This is a genomic window from Vibrio sp. V04_P4A5T148 (genome assembly GCF_963875605.1).
In the GTDB taxonomy this organism is placed as follows: domain Bacteria; phylum Pseudomonadota; class Gammaproteobacteria; order Enterobacterales; family Vibrionaceae; genus Vibrio; species Vibrio anguillarum.
This window is the reverse complement of record NZ_CAWNMS010000019.1, coordinates 39,675-59,478: the sequence shown is the minus strand read 5'-3', so window position 1 is coordinate 59,478 and position 19,804 is coordinate 39,675. Positions and strand designations below refer to the sequence as shown.

14 protein-coding genes are annotated in these 19,804 nt (G+C 43.0%); 11 read left to right on the top strand and 3 right to left on the bottom strand.

The annotated features are described in order from the left end of the window. Positions 1–46 precede the first annotated feature (46 nt). The gene (pykF, locus tag AACT18_RS01925) at positions 47–1,459 is read right to left on the bottom strand and encodes a pyruvate kinase PykF (RefSeq protein WP_026027602.1); all 1,413 of its coding nucleotides are present in this window, start codon (positions 1,457–1,459) and stop codon (positions 47–49) included. Between the two features lie 424 nt (positions 1,460–1,883). Here pykF and AACT18_RS01920 point away from each other — a divergent pair, with 424 nt between their 5' ends. The 10 genes from AACT18_RS01920 (at position 1,884) to qatD (ending at position 15,810) form a co-directional block, all read left to right on the top strand. Continuing rightward, complete coding sequence (locus AACT18_RS01920; RefSeq protein WP_013857797.1) at positions 1,884–2,645, top strand: DeoR/GlpR family DNA-binding transcription regulator; 762 nt, start codon at positions 1,884–1,886, stop codon at positions 2,643–2,645. An 87-nt stretch (positions 2,646–2,732) separates the two neighbouring features. Next, positions 2,733–4,565: a glutamine--fructose-6-phosphate transaminase (isomerizing) gene (gene glmS / locus AACT18_RS01915; RefSeq protein WP_094125555.1), complete on the top strand. Its 1,833-nt coding sequence runs from the start codon at positions 2,733–2,735 to the stop codon at positions 4,563–4,565. A gap of 154 nt (positions 4,566–4,719) precedes the next feature. Next, positions 4,720–5,985 (top strand): tyrosine-type recombinase/integrase, encoded by a 1,266-nt coding sequence (locus AACT18_RS01910; protein WP_094125554.1) that lies wholly within the window; start codon positions 4,720–4,722, stop codon positions 5,983–5,985. Then, the gene (locus tag AACT18_RS01905) at positions 5,972–8,242 is read left to right on the top strand and encodes a hypothetical protein (protein WP_094125553.1); all 2,271 of its coding nucleotides are present in this window, start codon (positions 5,972–5,974) and stop codon (positions 8,240–8,242) included. Before AACT18_RS01910 ends, AACT18_RS01905 begins: the two co-directional genes overlap by 14 nt. Position 8,243: 1 nt before the next feature. Then, positions 8,244–10,328: a site-specific integrase gene (locus AACT18_RS01900; protein WP_094125552.1), complete on the top strand. Its 2,085-nt coding sequence runs from the start codon at positions 8,244–8,246 to the stop codon at positions 10,326–10,328. 3 nt (positions 10,329–10,331) lie between these two features. Beyond that, positions 10,332–10,778, top strand: a complete 447-nt coding sequence (locus tag AACT18_RS01895) for a hypothetical protein (protein ID WP_094125551.1) — start codon at positions 10,332–10,334, stop codon at positions 10,776–10,778. Positions 10,779–11,113: 335 nt separating this feature from the next. Further along, positions 11,114–12,883: a KAP family P-loop NTPase fold protein gene (locus AACT18_RS01890; RefSeq protein ID WP_094125550.1), complete on the top strand. Its 1,770-nt coding sequence runs from the start codon at positions 11,114–11,116 to the stop codon at positions 12,881–12,883. Beyond that, positions 12,883–13,758, top strand: a complete 876-nt coding sequence (locus AACT18_RS01885; protein ID WP_094125549.1) for a hypothetical protein — start codon at positions 12,883–12,885, stop codon at positions 13,756–13,758. Before AACT18_RS01890 ends, AACT18_RS01885 begins: the two co-directional genes overlap by 1 nt. After that, the gene (qatC, locus tag AACT18_RS01880) at positions 13,751–15,082 is read left to right on the top strand and encodes a Qat anti-phage system QueC-like protein QatC (RefSeq protein ID WP_094125548.1); all 1,332 of its coding nucleotides are present in this window, start codon (positions 13,751–13,753) and stop codon (positions 15,080–15,082) included. Before AACT18_RS01885 ends, qatC begins: the two co-directional genes overlap by 8 nt. Then, positions 15,082–15,810 carry a Qat anti-phage system TatD family nuclease QatD gene (gene qatD, locus AACT18_RS01875; protein WP_094125547.1) on the top strand — a complete coding sequence of 243 codons (729 nt, stop codon included), beginning with the start codon at positions 15,082–15,084 and terminating at the stop codon, positions 15,808–15,810. The genes qatC and qatD overlap by 1 nt, the downstream gene beginning before the upstream one ends. 500 nt (positions 15,811–16,310) lie before the next feature. Here qatD and AACT18_RS01870 read toward each other — a convergent pair whose 3' ends face one another. Continuing rightward, positions 16,311–18,062 carry a lysophospholipid acyltransferase family protein gene (locus tag AACT18_RS01870; protein WP_094125546.1) on the bottom strand — a complete coding sequence of 584 codons (1,752 nt, stop codon included), beginning with the start codon at positions 18,060–18,062 and terminating at the stop codon, positions 16,311–16,313. 381 nt (positions 18,063–18,443) lie between these two features. Next, a complete protein-coding gene (gene arfB, locus AACT18_RS01865; protein ID WP_017043428.1) occupies positions 18,444–18,857 on the bottom strand; it encodes an alternative ribosome rescue aminoacyl-tRNA hydrolase ArfB in 414 nt (137 codons plus the stop codon). A 303-nt stretch (positions 18,858–19,160) separates the two neighbouring features. Between arfB and AACT18_RS01860 the strand changes: the two genes are divergently transcribed. Continuing rightward, positions 19,161–19,679: an Hcp family type VI secretion system effector gene (locus AACT18_RS01860; protein ID WP_013857791.1), complete on the top strand. Its 519-nt coding sequence runs from the start codon at positions 19,161–19,163 to the stop codon at positions 19,677–19,679. Positions 19,680–19,804: the final 125 nt, after the last annotated feature.

The window sequence follows — 19,804 nt, the reverse complement described above, 5'->3', positions numbered from 1 at the left end:
AATCGGGGCAAGCCCCGATTTTTTCTGCTTTGTATTCGACGTTCGATTATAGAACGTGAACAGAAGCTGTGTTGGTTGTACCTGAGGCAACAAGTGCACCAGAAACCATCACTACGATGTCACCCTTCTTGCCTAGACCAGAAGCCAGTGCAATCTCTTTACCATTGATGTAGAACGCATCAGTGCTGTCGATAGTATCAACAACAACCGGTGTTACACCTTTAGTTAGAACGAGTTGAGCCGCCGTTTTCTTGTTAGTAGTTACAGCAATGATGTTCGCAGTTGGGAAGTACTTACGCACTGAACGAGCTGATTTACCCGCTTCAGTTGCGACCACGATAAGTGGAGCCGCCAATTTCTCAGCAGTATCTACCGCACCTTTACATACGGCTTCAGTAATGCGTAGGCGTGGGCTGTCTAAACGAGAACCCAACTCAGCTTGTAGAACGCGGTCTGTACGAGCACAGATTTGCGCCATGATAGTGACCGCTTCAACAGGGTATTTACCTTTTGCTGTTTCGCCAGAAAGCATCACTGCATCTGTACCATCCATTACCGCGTTGGCTACGTCGCCAGCTTCTGCGCGAGTTGGACGTGGGTTCTTGATCATTGAATCAAGCATTTGAGTTGCTGTGATAACCACTTTACGTGCGCGGTTACATTTTTCGATCATCATCTTCTGTGCAAAGATAACTTCTTCAGCAGGGATCTCAACACCTAGGTCGCCACGAGCAACCATGATACCGTCAGAAAGCTCAAGAATTTCGTCGAAGTTATCAACGCCTTCTTGGTTTTCAATTTTAGAGATGATTTGGATATCTGCGCCACCGTTTGCTGTTAGCAGTTCGCGGATTTCACGTACGTCGTCAGCTTTACGAATGAAAGAAGCAGCAACAAAATCAACGCCTTGCTCACAACCAAATTTAAGGTCTGCTTTATCTTTTTCAGAAAGAGCTGGAAGGTTCACTGAAACGTTAGGAAGGTTAACACCTTTGTTTTCACCTAGCGCGCCGTTGTTCAGCACTTTACATTTCACTTCAGTTTCTGTGGTTGCAATCACTTCCATTTCAATCAGGCCGTCATCAACCAAAATTTTGTTACCTACAGTAAGGTCTTTAGCAAAACCTAAGTAAGTCACGGCAACTTTATCTTTGTTACCTACAACGGTTGCATCAGTAGTGAAAGTGAAATCCTGGCCAGCCACGAGATCAACGTCATCACCATTTTCTAGTTTGATGGTACGGATTTCAGGACCTTTAGTGTCTAAAAGGATCGCAAGCTGTTTACCAGTGTTTTCCATTACTTTACGGAAGTTCGCAATACGAGTGCCGTGTTCTACGAAGTCACCGTGAGAGAAGTTCAAACGCATAACGTTCATGCCAGCATTCACTAGCTCAGTAAGCTTCTCTACAGATTCAGTTTTAGGGCCAATCGTACATACGATTTTGGTCTTTTTCATGGAAGGTTCTCTCCGGTAAATATGATTACAATTTGAAGTTGGTTGAGTGTTCTAGCGTCATCACAAGCGGCAATTTTTCTTATCTATTACCCAACAATATTGATGTGATTTTGTGACATTAGAGCTGAAAGTCTTTCAACAGTTTAGTCATTTTATGACCAAGCATTGTCGATTTTGTAGCGTTATTTTGCCACTTATTGAGTTTAAATCGGTTAAGTTGCAAAAGAATAACAGTCAATTCTGTAATTTTTTTTCTTTTCGGCGCGAATTCTACCACCTAATGAGTTCAATATCACTGCCTAAGAATTGTCTTAGGACAAGGTTTTAGCGTGAATTATTAATTTTTTAGATCGAAATAAATAGACAGTAAAGTTTCGATTCGATTATTATTGCTTTCGATTCGTAATCTTTAAGAAAAATATAAATGTCGAAACGAAATACACAACTGAGAAGACACACCATCGCTAACCTTGTGAATGAACAGGGTGAGGTCAGTGTTGATGCACTCTCTGCTCAGTTTGAAACCTCAGAGGTGACGATTAGAAAGGATTTGGCCTCTTTAGAGAAAAACGGTCAACTCTTACGCCGTTACGGCGGTGCGATTGCACTGCCTAAAGAGGTGGTCAATGATGAGTTTAATCCTAAAGTTTCGAATCGAAAGATAAAGCTGGCTAAAGCGGCGGCTAAGTTAATTCGAGACCACAATCGCATCGTTATTGACTGTGGTAGTACTACGGCAGCATTAATTCAGCAACTGAATGATAAACGCGGTTTGGTTGTGATGACCAACTCATTGCACGTAGCGAACGCCCTTAATGAACTAGAAAGTGAACCGACACTATTAATGACGGGCGGTACTTGGGATACCCATTCCGAGTCCTTTCAGGGCAAAGTGGCTGAATCGGTACTGCGTTCTTACGATTTTGACCAACTGTTTATTGGCGCTGACGGTATTGATCTTGAACGTGGCACCACCACCTTCAATGAACTGATTGGCCTGAGCAAAGTGATGGCCGAAGTCTCACGAGAAGTGATCGTGATGATCGAATCAGACAAAGTTGGCCGAAAAATTCCCAACCTTGAGCTCGCTTGGGAGCATATCGACGTGTTAGTGACCGATAACGATCTAACCGTTCAAGATGCCGCATTGATTGAATCGCACCAAGTGCGAGTGATCCGAGCTTAATTAACCCCTATTCAACCATTCCTAAATAAAGGCCTTCGCTTGCGGCTTTAGGGATGAAGCATAAATCTAAAATGGAGTAAAAACCTTATGTGTGGAATTGTCGGTGCAGTAGCACAACGAGATGTGGCTGAAATTTTAGTGGAAGGACTACGCCGCTTGGAATATCGCGGCTATGATTCAGCCGGTGTTGCTGTGGTGGATAGTGCGAGTCAATTAACGCGCGTTCGTCGTTTAGGCAAAGTGCAAGAGCTAGCCGATGCAGTCGAAAAGCAACATGTTGCCGGAGGCACAGGCATTGCGCACACGCGCTGGGCGACACACGGTGAACCTTCCGAAATTAATGCTCACCCACACATGTCGGGCGATATTGCGGTTGTGCATAACGGCATTATCGAAAACCATGAAACGCTACGTGATGTTCTGCGTGAACGCGGCTACCTTTTTGAATCGCAAACCGATACTGAAGTGATTGCTCACCTTGTTGAGTGGGAACTGCGCACGTCCAGTTCACTGCTTGAAGCGGTGCAAAAAACGGTTAAACAACTCGAGGGTGCTTACGGTACTGTGGTGCTTGATCGCAAAGATCCAAGCCGTGTTGTGGTTGCTCGCTCTGGTAGCCCGATCGTGATCGGTTTTGGTGTCGGTGAGAATTTCTTAGCTTCAGACCAATTAGCTTTGCTGAATGTTACACGCCGCTTTATGTATCTTGAAGAGGGTGATGTCGCGGAAGTTACGCGCCGCGATGTGACGGTTTTTGCTGCAAACGGCGAACAGGTGACGCGTGAAATTAGCGAATCTAACGCAGAGCACGACGCTGGCGATAAAGGTAAATATCGTCATTTCATGCAAAAAGAGATCTTTGAACAGCCAACGGCATTGATTAACACCATGGAAGGCCGCATCACCAAAGACAGCGTAGTGACAGAAAGCATTGGCGTGAACGCTGCCGAAATTCTTAGCCAAGTGGAACATGTACAAATCGTCGCTTGCGGAACGTCGTACAACGCAGGCATGACAGCGCGTTATTGGTTTGAAGCATTGGCAGGCGTGAGTTGCGATGTGGAAATTGCCTCTGAATTTCGCTATCGCAAATTTGTCACTCGTCCAAATAGCTTGTTGATCACGCTTTCTCAATCCGGTGAAACGGCAGATACCTTAGCCGCTTTGCGCTTGGCGAAAGAAAAAGGTTACATGGCCGCGATGACTATTTGTAACGTAGCGGGTTCTTCACTGGTTCGTGAATCTGACTTTGCATTCATGACTCGCGCTGGAACAGAAATTGGTGTGGCGTCAACCAAAGCCTTCACTACTCAGCTTGCAACCTTGCTAATATTAGTGACCGCTCTTGGTAAACAAAAGCAGTGCATTAATAAAGAAAAAGAGGCGGAAATTGTTGAAGCACTGCATGCACTGCCTGCGCAAATTAATGCAGCCCTTGCCTATGAAAAGCAGATTGAAGCACTGGCTGAAGATTTCGCAGATAAACACCACACTCTATTCCTAGGTCGTGGTGAGTTTTACCCTATCGCGCTTGAAGCATCATTAAAGCTGAAGGAAATCTCTTACATTCATGCTGAAGCATACGCGGCAGGCGAATTAAAGCACGGCCCATTAGCACTGATTGATGCTGACATGCCCGTTGTCGTGGTCGCGCCAAATAACGAGCTGTTAGAGAAGCTAAAATCGAACATTGAAGAAGTACGTGCTCGTGGCGGTTTGCTGTATGTGTTTGCCGATCAAGACGCTGGCTTTGCGGCTGATGAAACAATGAAAATCATCACCATGCCACACGTGAGTGAAATTACCGCGCCGATCTACTACACCATTCCAATGCAGCTTCTTTCTTATTATGTTGCTTTAATCAAAGGTACGGATGTCGACCAACCTCGTAACCTCGCCAAAGCGGTAACGGTTGAGTGATACAAGGTGGTTAGAGCGCATATTGTCGGAAGACAATAAAGTTTCTATCCTTGGGCTGATGGAGTAGCCCCTTAACCTTGGTGATTGTATTTTCAAATTAATATGACTTAGTATGCTACTGCAGTAAGTCAAATGAGGAGAAATTTCAGTCACCATGATTGATAACGATTTTTGTATCCGTGAAGTGAATGTCTATAGAGATCCCGAACTGTCTCTATCCATAGACAAAGAAACTGGCGAAGAAACCTTAAAGCTTGCTGCACGTGAAAACCAAGAAGAGATTGCCGTCCATGTGTTGGTTGATCCAGATGGTTCACTTGTCAAACCCGTATGCCTATATCTCTTCTGGAAGAAAGATGAAGAGCAGGCTAAAAGCACTGCAACGGATGCAAAAGCGCTACTTCTTTATTTTAGGTTTCTTCATCAGAACAACTTAAACTACTGGCAGTTTCCCCATTCAAAAAGCCGCAAGCAAACATTTAGGTTCGCAGATTTCCTCGTCAGCGCTATCCAGTCGGATGATATTGCAATATCCACAGCCAAGACGTACTTAAGAGTCATTGTAAACTTTTACAAGTTTCTTGGTCGGAACAACCTCATCGAGTTTTCAGAAAGGAACAAGCCGTTTGATTTTGAAATCGTGTCTCTGCGTCAGTCGGGGATGCTGGCTCATTCCCAACGGGTTATTAGTGTACAGACGACTAATTTAATGAAAAAGCTTCCCAGGGAACAAAAGAAACATGTAACTCGGACACTATCGCCTTTAACTCAAGAGCACCTTGAGGCATTTTTAGAGCACATAAAAGAAATCCCAGAAGATAAGGCGCTAATCTTTGAGGTTGGATTGGCCACAGGAATGAGGTTGCAAGAGGTTCTCACCATACCTGAGTCGATCATTTTTAATCCGGATAGTTCATATGCAATTCCAGTGTCTATAGGGCCGAAAAATGGGGTGAAAACAAAGTTCAGTAAACAGCGTTATGTCGAATTCCCGGCATCGCTGATGTTTAAACTCTATCAATACTTATGGTCCCCCTCCCGACAAAAATATACCGCAAAGGGTAAAAATGACGAGCGAAAGCTATTTATTAGCCGCCAGGGTAAACCGTTTAATTCCAATACGATAGAGAAGTCATTTTCAGACATACGAAAGGTGATTTCTGGGCGGTACAGAGATTTTAACTATGCCATTCATGACTTGAGATCAACTTATGCAACCTACACGCTTCATAAGCTTTGGGAGGAGAAAGGTAGCCTGCGGGCTGCTGCTTCAATACTTCAAGAACTGATGGGCCATAACAGTTTTACTTCAACCTTTAAGTATGTCGAGTTCATCGAATCCAATGCCTTGATGCTGGAGCATGCGGATCACATGAGTGACATTTTCCAGTTGTTCGGTGGATCTGATGGCGAAAAGTAGTTTAAGCGGTTCACGGTTAAGGCGACCAGAAGATAGTGCGGTTACAACCTTTCCTACCTGGAGCTATGAATTACTAATCGACAATTTCGTCACATCAGTTGACCTGCAAGGACTGGCGCATTATTTATGTGATCTGACAAAGAAAAAGCAGGATAGACAACCGCAAGTCACCAGATATGCCTATGCTTTTAAGCAGGAACTAGATCGCCAAACGGCCCATGCGACACTGTATAACAGTTTTCTAAAGTTCAAACAATATCTGGTATGGTGCGACCAAAATAGCTTATACCCTTTCTCTGAAACCACCTGGAGACAATATCACCGCCATCTATGGGAGCTTGTTTTGCTTGGCAATGCTTCCGCACCTATATGGCAGATGTCAGAAGGGCAAGAAACGGGATTAAAAGAGCGAACGGCAGGTTATATATTTTCTACAACTGAGCAAGCCTTAACATGGTGTGGTGAAAATGCTTTTCAGTGGGGGAAACAACTGCGACGGTTTCGCTCCGGAAAGCCTAAGTCCTATGAAGCCTATTCAGAGCGGGAACTGCCAATAATCCTGAACCGATTATCTTCTTACTTTTTTCAGTTAGCTATTCCACTGTTAAGTGAATCGCCTCCCTGCGTGATATCCGTTGAAATAAAACAGGCGTTTTTTGATGTTCCAGTAAAGGCTCAGAATAAAAAGGGACGGGCCAAGGACGCGATGATGAATGTCGACACCGCATTTAACCAAGCCATGGCGTGCGGGTATTACCTCCTCAGTTACTTTACCGCGTTTAATACAAGCCAGTTGTTAGACTTGTGCCACCCGGTTACTTGGATAGAAGATAAAAGTGCTGAGTATTACAGACTGACCGCGCTCAAACGAAGAGCAAACAAGGAAGTGCTGTCGCTCGTTGGTGGGGAGGTGCATAAGAAATCTTTACAGTTCATCGAAACACTATTGGCCCTATCCCTTAAATATGCCACTAGAACAAATGACAAATTTCTTTATTGGTTAGATAGAGATGGTGAGCAGCGAGCTTTAAATTCGGCATTGCTTATTAATACCCAGCTATCCGGCCGCCTTCTGTTAATGTCAGACGGAGTATTCAAATCCATCCCATATCTAATGGGTATCCATGCTCACTTTATAGAGACAAGCTCAAAAGGCTATATCGAATTCGATGAGGTGAAGCTGGTAAACAGAACGGTTATAAAGAACAAAAGGGTTATACGTCGATTTTGCAACAGACGAGTGACGACACTTAGCTTTGCTATATTGCATGCCATCATTGTTGCTCACCCGAAAAATAGCTCAGAAGGCGTGAATCTGAAGCACATAATTCTGCCGTTAAAAAAGAGCTTGGAGGATGGGACCTTAAGAGTTGATTTTCACTACGAAAATGGAAATCAAGGCAGCTTCATTATTGATACTAAATACGAAAAGTTCTTAGAACGTTTGGCGGCGTATGCAATAACTCGGCAGCGTAAAAACGTATCAAAGATACATTATCTATTGCCTTTGGGTAGTGAAAGAGAGGCCAGCCAGTGGGAAGGTTTAGCGCCTAACTTGGGGCAATTAGGCGACTATGGGATTCATGTCGGGCAGTTTTTTGCAAATTTGACGTCCAGCCGGTTTAGGGAAACCGCTGCAAAGCTTGCAAGGAGAAAAGCGAATAGAACTGAATTGCACGTTTCACAGATATTAAATAATCAATACCGCACAGTGCTCAAGCATTACAGTGAAGGTAACAGCTATGACAATCAACTGATCATGTCACAAGGGCTGGCTGTTATTGAAAAAATGAGCTCAGGGGCTTCCCTGGAACAATCGAAAGCCGAGTTAGCCTCTGAGTTGGGTGTACCAGTTATCAAGTTTGATGAGTTGATAGGCAGTAAGGCAAACTTGAATGGTGTTGGTGTCGCGTGTTTTCAGCAGAAGGAGCAGAGTGAAAAGAGTAAACTTGCCGACAGTCAAACATGCTTCGATTATGAAAGCTGTATCAAATGCCAGCACGCAAAACTGGTCAATGATGTAGAGCCGCTATATCGGCTGTTGTCCTTTTTAGAATGCATGGAAGAGAGTTGGCTTTACTATCCGGAACGTTTTTCAAGAAACTTGGGTAAGACGGTTGAGCTTTATAAAAAGGTTATTTCTAGCACTGTTTCTCCCGATATCGTCCAACAGGCCCAGTTTAGGCTTGATGCTGAAGGTCGACATATGCTCTGGGATAATCTGGAACTATCTTCTCTTGGCGTAAAAGGAATTTAGGATGATTATTGGAAGTAAGCAATTAACAAGCACCAATACGATTGACGCATCTGTGGAACGATTGCGTTATTTAGCGCGACATGGACTATGGAAAGACTTAGGGCTGGAAGCCGTATCCTTCGAACTAGACGGCACGTCTATTTCGTTATTTGACGATGATGTTTGGGACTTTGAACCCCACAAAGTTGGGACGGAACTAACGCTGGTGAATTTTAGATTTCCAGATTGTGCGGTACCCATTCGACTTATCCAGGAACTTAAAGCAGTTGCACTTGCTTATATATACCACTCACGTGATGCCTATCGCATCAATTCGGTACGCTCCAAGATTGATTGTTTGAAAAAACTTGCTTATTCATTACACGAATCGGGTACATCCTCGTTTGAAGGCCTGACGATTGAAACGTTGAAGAGCCTCATTAAAACAGGTGCTTTTATTCCCCGAGAACTTGATATTGGCGTGATTAACAGCCTCAACGATTTAGCCGATTTTTTACCTTTCAATGTTAATTTGTCTGAGCGATTAACGCTACGAAAGCTCAATGTAAAACAGCCGGCGAAAGAACAGCACCCGGTAATACCTTTGAGAATTTACCTGTCAGCATTAAACGCTTTCACCGAAGAAATACAGTACTGGCACAAATATAAAAGGCAGTTAGAGGAAGTTGTTCTAGTTGCTTTAAAATACGAAATATCTCAGGCCAGAAGGATGATCCAGAAGCTACGCCACGGACAATGTGGTGTTGGCCAACTATTTAATAATGCTGACAAAAAGTATTTTGAATTCGTTTCTGAGCTAAAAAGGCATAAGGTTCCATTAGTCGACTATGGAAAAAACGAACTATGGGATGACATATGGAAGAAAAGCAATCCAACACTTAGAACTGATTTCTATGAACCGTTCCCTGCCGAAGTAATTGGGAATATACGGTTTGGCTCTCATCATGAAGTGAAGGATTTTTGTAGGAAGCTTGATAGTAAATGTAGGTATTTGGTGCTTTGTCTGAGCGGTATGCGAAGTAATGAATTACTACAAATCACCCCAGAGTTTGGCGCACAGACGATTGAACTGGATGGTCTGCCTATACATCTTTTTCATACTAAGCAGCAGAAAATCACACCAGGTTATCAAGGACAAAATGATGTGTATGTAACGACGCGCAATGGGCATCTTGCGTATGACCTTCTGAACGTACTTAATAGGCCGGTTCGTACTTGGCTTGAGAATCAAGGCAGTAAAGTCTGGTTGTTGAATGGTTTAACTCACTTCAGGAAGCCTCGAAGTGTCCACAGTTCAGGAGATGTTCTTAGATCCCTAAGGCGGTTATTTTCCAATCAGGAGCATAGTTTTTCTGTTGAATTGAATTCAGACGACCTTGAAATGCTCCGGCGTAGCGATCCTGAAAAAACATTCAATATCGGTGATAAATGGCACCTTACCCCACATCAGCTCAGGCGCTCTTTGGCATACTACCTAGTTGGGATGCAACTGGCGGATTACCCTCAGCTGAAACAACAATTTAGCCATTACTCAATAGCCATGACCATGTATTATGCTCGAAATGCCAGCTCTTTCAGTAAGATGCATCATGACTTGGAAAAAGAAAAAGCTAGGCAACAAGGTCGGCTATATTCAGCCCTTACGCAAAAGGCTATGAATGGTATCAAGATGGGGGGTGGCCAAGGGAAAAACATGTTTTCAGAGAGTCTCTCCGGAAGAGATATATCGCCCGAATATTTTGAGAAAGAGATTAAGTCGGGCAGAAAGCATATTCACGCATTGGCGCCTGGTATGTACTGTATCAATCGTATGTGCAGTATGAGGATTGGTATCGAGCTATCCGAATGTTCGGATTGTGACTGGTCAATCGTCGAAAGCTCGGCATATGCGCAGGCTGCCAGAGCGGAAAGTGTTACAATTTTGGAAACTTTGCAGACTCAGAATGCTTTGTCACCGGATATTGTCGCTTTCCATACGGTACGTATACAAGCTGCAGAAAAGATCATGGCAGACATGGGCCTGGATTTTGAACGATACCAATTACAGGGTAATGAGAGCTGCGGGCTCATTTCTTCAAAGGTGTGATTTATGACCAAAACTCGAAATCCTGAAGTAACCAGGAAAAAATTATTGGGTGCTTTACAGCGCCTTATTGATCAGAAGCCTGAGCGCCTCTCTGGTAAGTACAAAATTAACGTAAAGTCAGTTCAAGAAGAGGCTGGCTTAAGCCTTGGTTCCGCTTATCGCTATCCTGAAGTGATGGATGCGATTGAAGAGCAAAAGCTTGCTATTGCTAAGCGTGATATCAGGAAGCGCTCGGTTAAAACGGACTTAGAAAGGCTACGAGAAGAAAAAGCCAAAGAGAAGGCCCTGAAAGAGAAGTACCGTTCAGCACTTGACGAGGCCAATGAAAAGCTAGATAAGCTATACGCAGAACAAACCATGCAGCAGATGGCGATGTTTAACCTCCTGGATATCGACGACAAAGCTCGTTTGCTACAGGATTTCAAACCCAAAGTTATTAGAATCAAATGAGAGACGTTATTCTTCAAGAAGCAATGTAACTATGATGGGATGGTCGTGTTAGTGAATTTAGGGCACTTTCGGCACTATAACCTTGTGAATAATGTCGCAAAAAGATTAATAGTCACGTTCAAAGTAGTGTACTTTGATCCAATAGTTTAGAGGAATGGGTAATTGCTAGAGCCAGTAAGCAGGTCATTGATACTGCTGTCTAATTAAGCTTACAAGTTGTATCCGCAAAGATGGGTGACTTAGTAATAACCTCCTAAAAATTAAATAACAATAAAACCGTCCTAATTTATACATGCTAAAAGCAAAATAAGTAGGATAAAAAGCAAGGACAGCAAATGTGGTCAGATAAAGAATCAAAAGTTGACTTTCTTAACTTTAATGAGATTGCAGAATCAATAAAAGATCTTATTACTGAGAAAGAGTTAATGCCTATATCTGTTGGTGTATTTGGTGATTGGGGCGCGGGTAAGTCTACAATTTTAGAGTTAACGGCTAAAGCGTTAGAACAGGAAGAACAAGACTATATCCAAATCCAATTTGACGCATGGACATTTCAGGGTTACGACGATGCAAAAGCCGCATTATTAGAAACTATAGCTGCACAGCTCGTTGAAACTGCAAAAGATGATGAAGCGCTACTGACCAAGGCGCTCGATTTTGCAAAACGAATCGACAAAGTAAGGTTCATGGGCTTAATGGCTGAAGGCGCTGCCGCGATATCTGGAATGCCAACTTTTGGCGCAATTCAAAATATTTTTGGATGGGCCAGTGATGCCACTGATGATGAAAATGACGATTTAGATCTTAAAGACCTCCAGAAAGATGCCGAAGAACTTGGCAAAGTAAGTAAAAAAGCTAAAGGACTTATCAAAGCCCAGAAGAAATTCTCACCTCCAAAAGAGATTAGAGAGTTCAGAAAATCGTACATGGCGTTATTAGAGGCTTTCGAAAAGCCCGTCATCGTCTATGTTGATAACCTAGACAGATGTTTACCTGAAAATACAATATCCACGCTAGAAGCGATTAGACTGTTCTTATTTATGCCTAACACGGCATTTGTTGTTGCGGCTGATCCAGACATGATCCGCTTGGCAATTCCACATTTTCATAAAGGTGCATCAGCACGTCATCAAACCGACTACTTAGATAAGCTTATACAGATCCCTGTGCATGTTCCAAAACCCGGCGTTGCTGAGGTTAGGGCATATCTGATGATGCTAATTGCACAAGATAGAAAAATCCCTGAAAAAGAGTTCGACCGTTTAAGACAAGGGCTAGAAGATTCGCTTAAGTTTTCTTGGAAGCAGGAGCAGGTTTCTGTGGATGACTTGCTGGAAGGATGTGAACTTGATTATGTTGCTGAACTAAGAGAAGAGTTCAAGATTGCAGAGCAAATGGCCTCATTACTGGCGGAGTCGGCAAATATTAACGGTAATCCTAGAATCGTTAAGCGGTTACTGAATCAAGTTAGGATGAGGAAAAAGACAGCTCTTCGCAGAGGTATGCAACTCGATGAAAAAACAATAACTAAGTTAGTGATTTTTGAACGTTGCATGGGCATCCAAGCAACGAATAGGTTATATGAACTTATCGATACTGAGAATGGTGAGCCAGCCCTAATAGCTGAACTAGAAAATACAGATAACGAATTTGACGTAAATAAGTTGCCTGATGAGTGGAAGAAAGATTTACGCTTTTTACAGAAATGGTCTCGATTAAAACCTCAGTTCACAGGTGTTGATTTAACTGCCGCAGCATATCTAAGCAGACAAAACATTCCGATGGGCTCATTTAATACTGTTATGTCTGGCGCTGCACAAAAGATGCTAGAAGGGTTATTAAAACAAAAAGTTTCTTCTAGCAAAGCAAGTGCTGAGTTAATAGAGCTTACAGCAAGTGAAGAATACATTTCAGTGATGGATAGCCTCATCGAAGAACTGCGCAAAGTTGAAGATTGGAAGTTAAAAACACCTGGGTTATATGGAGCTAGACAGCTTGCTATGCAAGATGAGAGATGTAAGGCTAATTTCCTGGCCTTCGTGAAGAAGGCTCCAAAAAAACCATGGTTAGCATCAATGATAAAAGATTTAGAGGGAACTAAATAATGGGAACTTCAGCATCAAGTACTGGGCCGAATAATAAGAGTCCACTTTTGCCCCCATGGGCAGAGCAAGGCAATCCAGTGCAAGTGGGAGTTGGTGACGGAAGTGGTCAAGACGGAGGAGCTGACCAGCAAGCGCCGGAAAGCAATGAACCATCGCAGGAAGTCGATAATGGACAGGTGCAAGAACAGATTCCGGGACCTATTCCAAATATCCCATCACCAAATCGTCTGACGGGTGCAAGAAGAGCATTCGGAGATTACGCAAAACCAGGTGGAAATAGCTCTAATTTAAGAGGTTCTCTTAAGAAGTATGCAAAAAGCTCCGGCGGAGGCTCAGGAACAAGTCGCCGATTAGCAAGCGGGATCACAGCGGGTTCCGGCTTATTAGGAATGATGCAAGGTGATAGCGTTAGAGTTAATGATAGAACTCTCTCTCTTTCCGATCTTAATGGGCTATCTACCGACCAAGCAATCGACCGTATCAGCGAGCATTTAACGCCTGAAAATGGTGATGCTAACTCTGTACGATTGGCTCTAGATTTCGCATTAGCAGAAGTCTTACCCGAAGAAGACACATTTGATGAGTCCATGTTTACGGATGAAGTCGTTCAAGAAGCTATCTCGTGCTACTTAACTGATCTTATTTTTCAAGATGTAGTAAATGGCATGGGTAAGGCTTGGTTTCATGCTGAACACCCAAGTAAACATCACAGAATGGAAGAAGAATTAAGGGACCTAATAAAAGTGATAACTCAATCTAAAGTAGAAAAAGTGACGAGTGCCAATGGAGGGAATATATCGCAAGACAATATCACTAAGATACAAATTGATGCGATATCACAGACTGTAGATGAATGGGAGACGTTCAATGGTTAATTTCTATTTTAACAATGACCCATCTCAGCTTCCTGATTACTCAGAAACTTGTCACCCAGTTCAGCTTTTTAATACGCACCCACATGATAGCTCTAAGCATAGTAGGGCTTCTGGTAGTTTACTAAAACGAGTACGTGAACTTGGTATTAGTGTAGATGCAGACGCTATAGATTTGATAACGATAGCCAGCGCGGTTACGGCTGCAGAGACTTTTGAACGTAGAGGCAATGCAGCTGATGCGTGGTCAAGGGTAATGCACCTTCATATTCCGGTCACCGACGATAACTTGTGGAACATGTTATCGGATCGTTTGAGTTCCATTTTGAACTTCTTAACAGGCGATCAGTGGAAGTTTACGTTTTCTAAAACATTGCTTCAAATGCCAAAACCTATTGTTAGCAATAAATCCAAAGCTAAGCTGAATAGCCTTAAAGGGCTAAACTCAGTCTGTCTCTTCTCTGGTGGATTAGATAGTGCGGTTGGAGCAATAGATATATTAAACGGTCAATCTAAATATAAACCATTGTTGCTAAGCCATGCGTACCGTGGCGATGGTGTTAAGCAAAAAAATATTAAGAAACTTCTAAAATCGAAGTATGGTGAGCTTTCTTATAGTATTTCTCCTAGTTTAATGCCACGCCTAAAAGGTAAAACTGATGTCACGATGCGTGGAAGAAGTTTCAATTTTTTAGCTATGGCTGTTCTGGGTATATCAGCTCTAAGAAACGTTAATGATGATGACAGTATTTCAACAATTATTGTGCCAGAGAATGGATATATCTCTATCAATCCCCCGCTTACAAGACGAAGAATCGGAAGTCACAGCACTCGAACTACCCACCCGTATTTTTTAAACCGTCTTGAAGAGCTCTTAAAAGACGCAGGCTTCCACGTAAAATTTATTAACCCATACCAATTCAAAACGAAAGGTGAAATGTTAGCGGAATGTGTTGATCAAGCGGCAGTTGCCAAAGCAATACCATTAAGCGTGTCCTGTAGTCATTGGCACCGCAAGCATATGCAATGCGGTCACTGTGTTCCTTGCTTAATCAGACGCTCTTCGGTTTATCATGCAGGGTTCACTAAAGATGCGCTATATGTCAGCCAGAACTTAAAATTTGTCCATAAAGAGAAAGATACTAGGGATGATCTGCACGCGGTGCAGACTGCGATTATCAGGCTGGAGGAAACCAAAGACTACAAGGGCTGGATAAGGCAAAATGGTTCATTACCTGATGATCAAGCCACGAGAAGAAAACTGGAATCTACAATTAAACGAGGATTGAAAGAAGTAGAAACGTTTCTCAAGGCGAATAAAGTCTAATGATGGATATGCATTGTCATGTCGATCTTTACCCCGATCATGACTTAATCCTAAAAGACATCGTTAATACTGGGGCCTATGTCTTATCAGTTACTACAGTACCTTCGGCATTCGAAGGTACTTGTAATCTAACTCGTGGAATAAGGCACTGCAGAACAGCCTTAGGGTTGCACCCACAGTTAGCTCACCACCGGAAAAATGAGCTTGCTCTGTTTGATAAGTTGATCGGGGAAACTCGGTATATTGGTGAGATTGGTCTTGATGGTTCAAAAGGGTTTAAAGAACATATTGATGATCAGTTATATGTCTTTAACCACATCCTTAAAAAGTGTGAATCTTACAACGACAAGATATTAACTATTCATAGCCTAAATGCAGTCGATATGGTTTTGGGGTGTTTAAATGAGCACCCAAAAGCTGGCACCCCCATCCTTCACTGGTTTTTAGCGACAAAGAAACAGGTATCAAAAGCAATCGACCTTGGTTGTTACTTTTCAATCGGGCCTGCCATGTTAACTTCAGCTAGAGCAAGGAAAGTGATTCATTGGTTGCCAACTGATAGGGTTCTGTTAGAAACGGACGGCCCATTTGCAAAAGTTGATGGGAGCATCCTATTCCCTTCGAATGTTAAAAGTGTAATCGAGTATTTGTCGAATGATTGGGGGGGTTCTCGAGAAGTGGTTATAGAAAAGCTTTCAAATAACTTGAGGAATTTAGTTTCTAGCTAACTTGAGATACTAAAAACATAGGGTAAAACAGCCAAAATTATGACTTATTTGCCTGCAAATCGACCATGCTTTTGTGTTTTTTATGACTAAAAATATGACTACTGATTAATGTAGCTCTAGGCCTTGCTGGCTAAGAGTTTGAACTATTTATCATAATTTAAGTAATACTTTCCACCAAGGTTAAGTCCCATCGTTTTTCTTTGCTCAAACACTTGGCCGAGGTGATGTAAACAAGCGACTCGGCACAAACCCGCTTCTGCCACTTAATGCTTCTAAAGTAGAAACTCATAACGGTTCTATTCCTCCCCCTTTTAGGGGAGGGAATTAGTTTTGTGAGCGTTGGGAGTAAGCCATTTTTAATTTGAAAGCGCCCCTGATAGTGCTATCCAATATGCGAAACTCAGCTCTGTTTTCTTCAAAAGGAGTGCTAGGTTGGGGGAGTGTGTTATAGGGATACCTCCCCTTAAAAAGAGGAGGTATAAACAACCCGAACCACAGGGTTAAAGCGCGTGATGGGTGAGGTATTCGTATGCTTCTTTGGTGCCCATGTAGCGGCTTAAGCTGCGCACCGGAACGTTGCGTAAATCGACCACAATCAAGCCATCTAACGAATCATTAAAATCAGGGTCTACGTTAAAACTGACTAACTTTCCATTTAAACCGAGGTATTGACGCAGTAGTACCGGTACACTTTTCCCTTCATCCAACCGGGCAATCACTTTTGAAAGCAGCTGTAAATCAGCCAATGCACTCAGCAAACTGGCATTCCAAGGAGCTTGTTGCTTGGGGAGTGGGTTACTTGCCTCAACCAAATGGGCGTGTTGGTTATTGTAGTAGTGCTGCGTCATTGTGTCGGCTAATAAACGGCGCGCACTTTCACTGTAATCATTGCTGATACTTACGGGTCCAAATAGGTGCGTATAGTGCGGGTTTCGGTGCACATAGGTTGCGATTCCCTTCCAAAGCAGCAATAGCGGAGCCATACTTTTTTGATACTCAATGTCGACGACTGAACGCCCCATTTCAATTGCATTACCTATGGTATTGAGAAAGCGGTGGTCATACTGAAACAGCGTTCGTGAGTACAAACCTGCAATACCGCTTATCGGCACAATACGGTCGACTAAGCCTAAACGGTAAGCTCCGACCAATTTCTGCGCTTCGCGATCCCAAATGAATAGATGCAGATAGTTGCGATCGTATTGATCGATATCGAGCTCGGTGCCGGTGCCTTCACCTACTAGCCTGAAATTGTGCTCTCGCACTCGTCCTATTTCGTGCAGTAACGAGGGGATGTTTTCTGCGCTGGTACAATACACATCGAATTCGTTATGCCTTAATAGATGATCAGAAAAAGAAAGCTGCTCAATATCGTGTAACAAAGCGCTTAGGGGGAGCCGCTGTGCAATGGGTTGTAACGGCTCATCATTGGTTTTATTGCGCTTGGTTGGGGTGATGTGACTTAAAAGGTAGGTGTTGAGCCTTAAATAGCTGACCAGCGTCTCATCACACAGATGTTGGATTTCTTTATGATTGATCGCATCTCCGATAGCAATTTCGATACGCTGATGCTTTTTATTGAGCAGTTCACGGCCCAACATTAACGTTCTTAGTAGCGGGTGGATTTTTCCGGCCATGTAAAAGCGTTTCGAATTTTGCCCGTTGATGAACACAGGTAACGCCGTCGCTTGATGCTTTTGTATCAGTCGGCTGACTGAACGGCTCCACTGTTTGTCTTCCAGTTTCTGCGTTTTACTATCAACCAATTGTGACACTTCGCCCGCAGGAAACATCAATAGCAGCCCTTCTTGAGCAAGGTGTTTATTGGCAGCTCTCAAGGCTTGCATATTCGCTTTTTGCGCGGCTTTGTCTTCAAAAACATCCACACCAATGAACAGCGAATCTAACTCTGGTACGGTTTTTAAATAGTGACTGGCTAATATCTGCACGTCTGAGCGAATTGAAAGCAGCATCTCAGCCAGAATAACGCCTTCCACACAACCAAGTGGGTGATTTGCAACAACGACTGTCGCGCCTTGAGTGGGAACTTGAGCTAATGATCCTTTCACCACTTGGTAGTCAATACCCAATACCTCTAACGTAAAACGCAAAAATGTTGCGGTATCGCAATGGGGTGGGCGTTGTGCATAAAACTTATCTAAACGAGTTAGGCCTGTCGCCCACTCAGTGAAGTGTTCGCCTAGTCCAAACGGCGTTTTTCTCGGTAATTTAAAAGGGCTTATCGTGAGCATAGCAACCTCGCATTTTATGCTTTGTGCTTATGCTAGAGAGGGAAGATGACAATCTGGCTGCGATTAAGTGAGTAATTGATGGCTGTTTTTTTACAGTTTAATGAAATCCGTCTCAAACTGGAGATAAATTAGAATCTTGGATGCAACAATGATTTTTTAGTAAAACTAAATAATTTATTGCTCACAAAATGAAGCAAATTTGTGTTGATGCGACATTTTTGGTGTTAGCTTGTAATGGCTGTAAAAAATATAAAAATGTCAATTGAACCTTTGTTTTGCTGATCTGGAATAGACGGGAGCTTCGTGCTCCCGTTGCTGTTTTTAGCGCGAGGTTGCTTATTTCTTTTCTTCTTTATTTTGCCTTGCTGCCAATCCATTCATTTAAAAAGAGACTTTACCGCGCAATGATTTATTGGCCGCTATCCGTTTTTTCTCGTCAACTCGCCGACGTTGAGAGCTTTTTGTCGGTTTGGTTGCCCGGCGCGGTTTTTCTATCACCATCGCAGAAAGAATAATTTCTTTGAGGCGTTTGAGTGCATCTTCTTTATTCAGCTCTTGGGTGCGGTGAGATTGCGCTTTGAGGACAATAACGCCCTCTTTGGTCATTCTGGAATCTGGTCTTTCGAGTAATTTTTGTTTGTAGATGTCCGGTAACGTTGAGCGTCTGATGTCAAAACGTAAGTGGATCGCACTGGAGACTTTATTGACGTTTTGCCCGCCATTTCCGGCTGCACGAATCGCAGTAAGTTCGATTTCCCAGTCTGCCAGTTCAATAGTGTTGGATAGTTTGAGCATACAACCAAAGTAAAAATGTGTTCAATCCGCATTCTAGTTGAGGTGGCTAAGGTTATCTACCGCAGATTGTGGCTAGATTAGGAAAAGCAATACAGAGTGACGTATTGCGAAATCGCAGCGAAAACTTGCTTGATACGAGCAAGTTTCTACCCGGACGAGCAAGTTCTTGCTCGAAAATGAAAGCTTATAATCTAATTTATTGAAATTTAACTATTTTTGTTTTGGCATCCCCTTTGCTTTAAGAAACATTACATAACGCGATGCAATTTCCATCGCTTTTTCTTACTGAATAAGGATTAAGTCATGCCAACTCCATGTTATATCTCTATCGAAGGCGAAACTCAGGGTCTCATCACTGCAGGCGCTCTTTCTACTGACTCTATCGGCGATGCTTTCGTTGAAGGTCATGAAGATCAAATGTTGGTTCAAATGTTTGACCACGTTGTGACAGTACCGACTGACCCACAATCAGGTCAGCCTTCTGGTCAACGTGTTCACAAACCATTCAAATTCACCGTTGCGCTAAATAAAGCGGTTCCTCTTCTTTATAACGCGTTGGCGTCTGGCGAGAAGATGAAATCGGTTGAGTTAAAATGGTACCGCACTTCTATCGAAGGTAAACAAGAGAACTTCTTCACCACTAAACTTGAAAGCGCGTCTATCGTCGATATTCATTGCGAAATGCCACACTGCCAAGATCCTGCGAATGGCGACTTCACGCAAAACGTTACGGTTTCTATGTCTTACCGTAAAATCCTGTGGGATCACGTGAACGCGGGTACTTCAGGTTCAGATGACTGGCGCAAACCAGTAGAAGCGTAAGCTTTGATTTGGGTGGCTGGCTGATGTTGCGTAAGCAAAGCCAATCAGGCCAGCTACCTTTTTTAGCCTTAAGCAAAGTGCATTCAATGAGTGTGACTTGCTTAAGGCTTTGCTGTTTCTAGTGT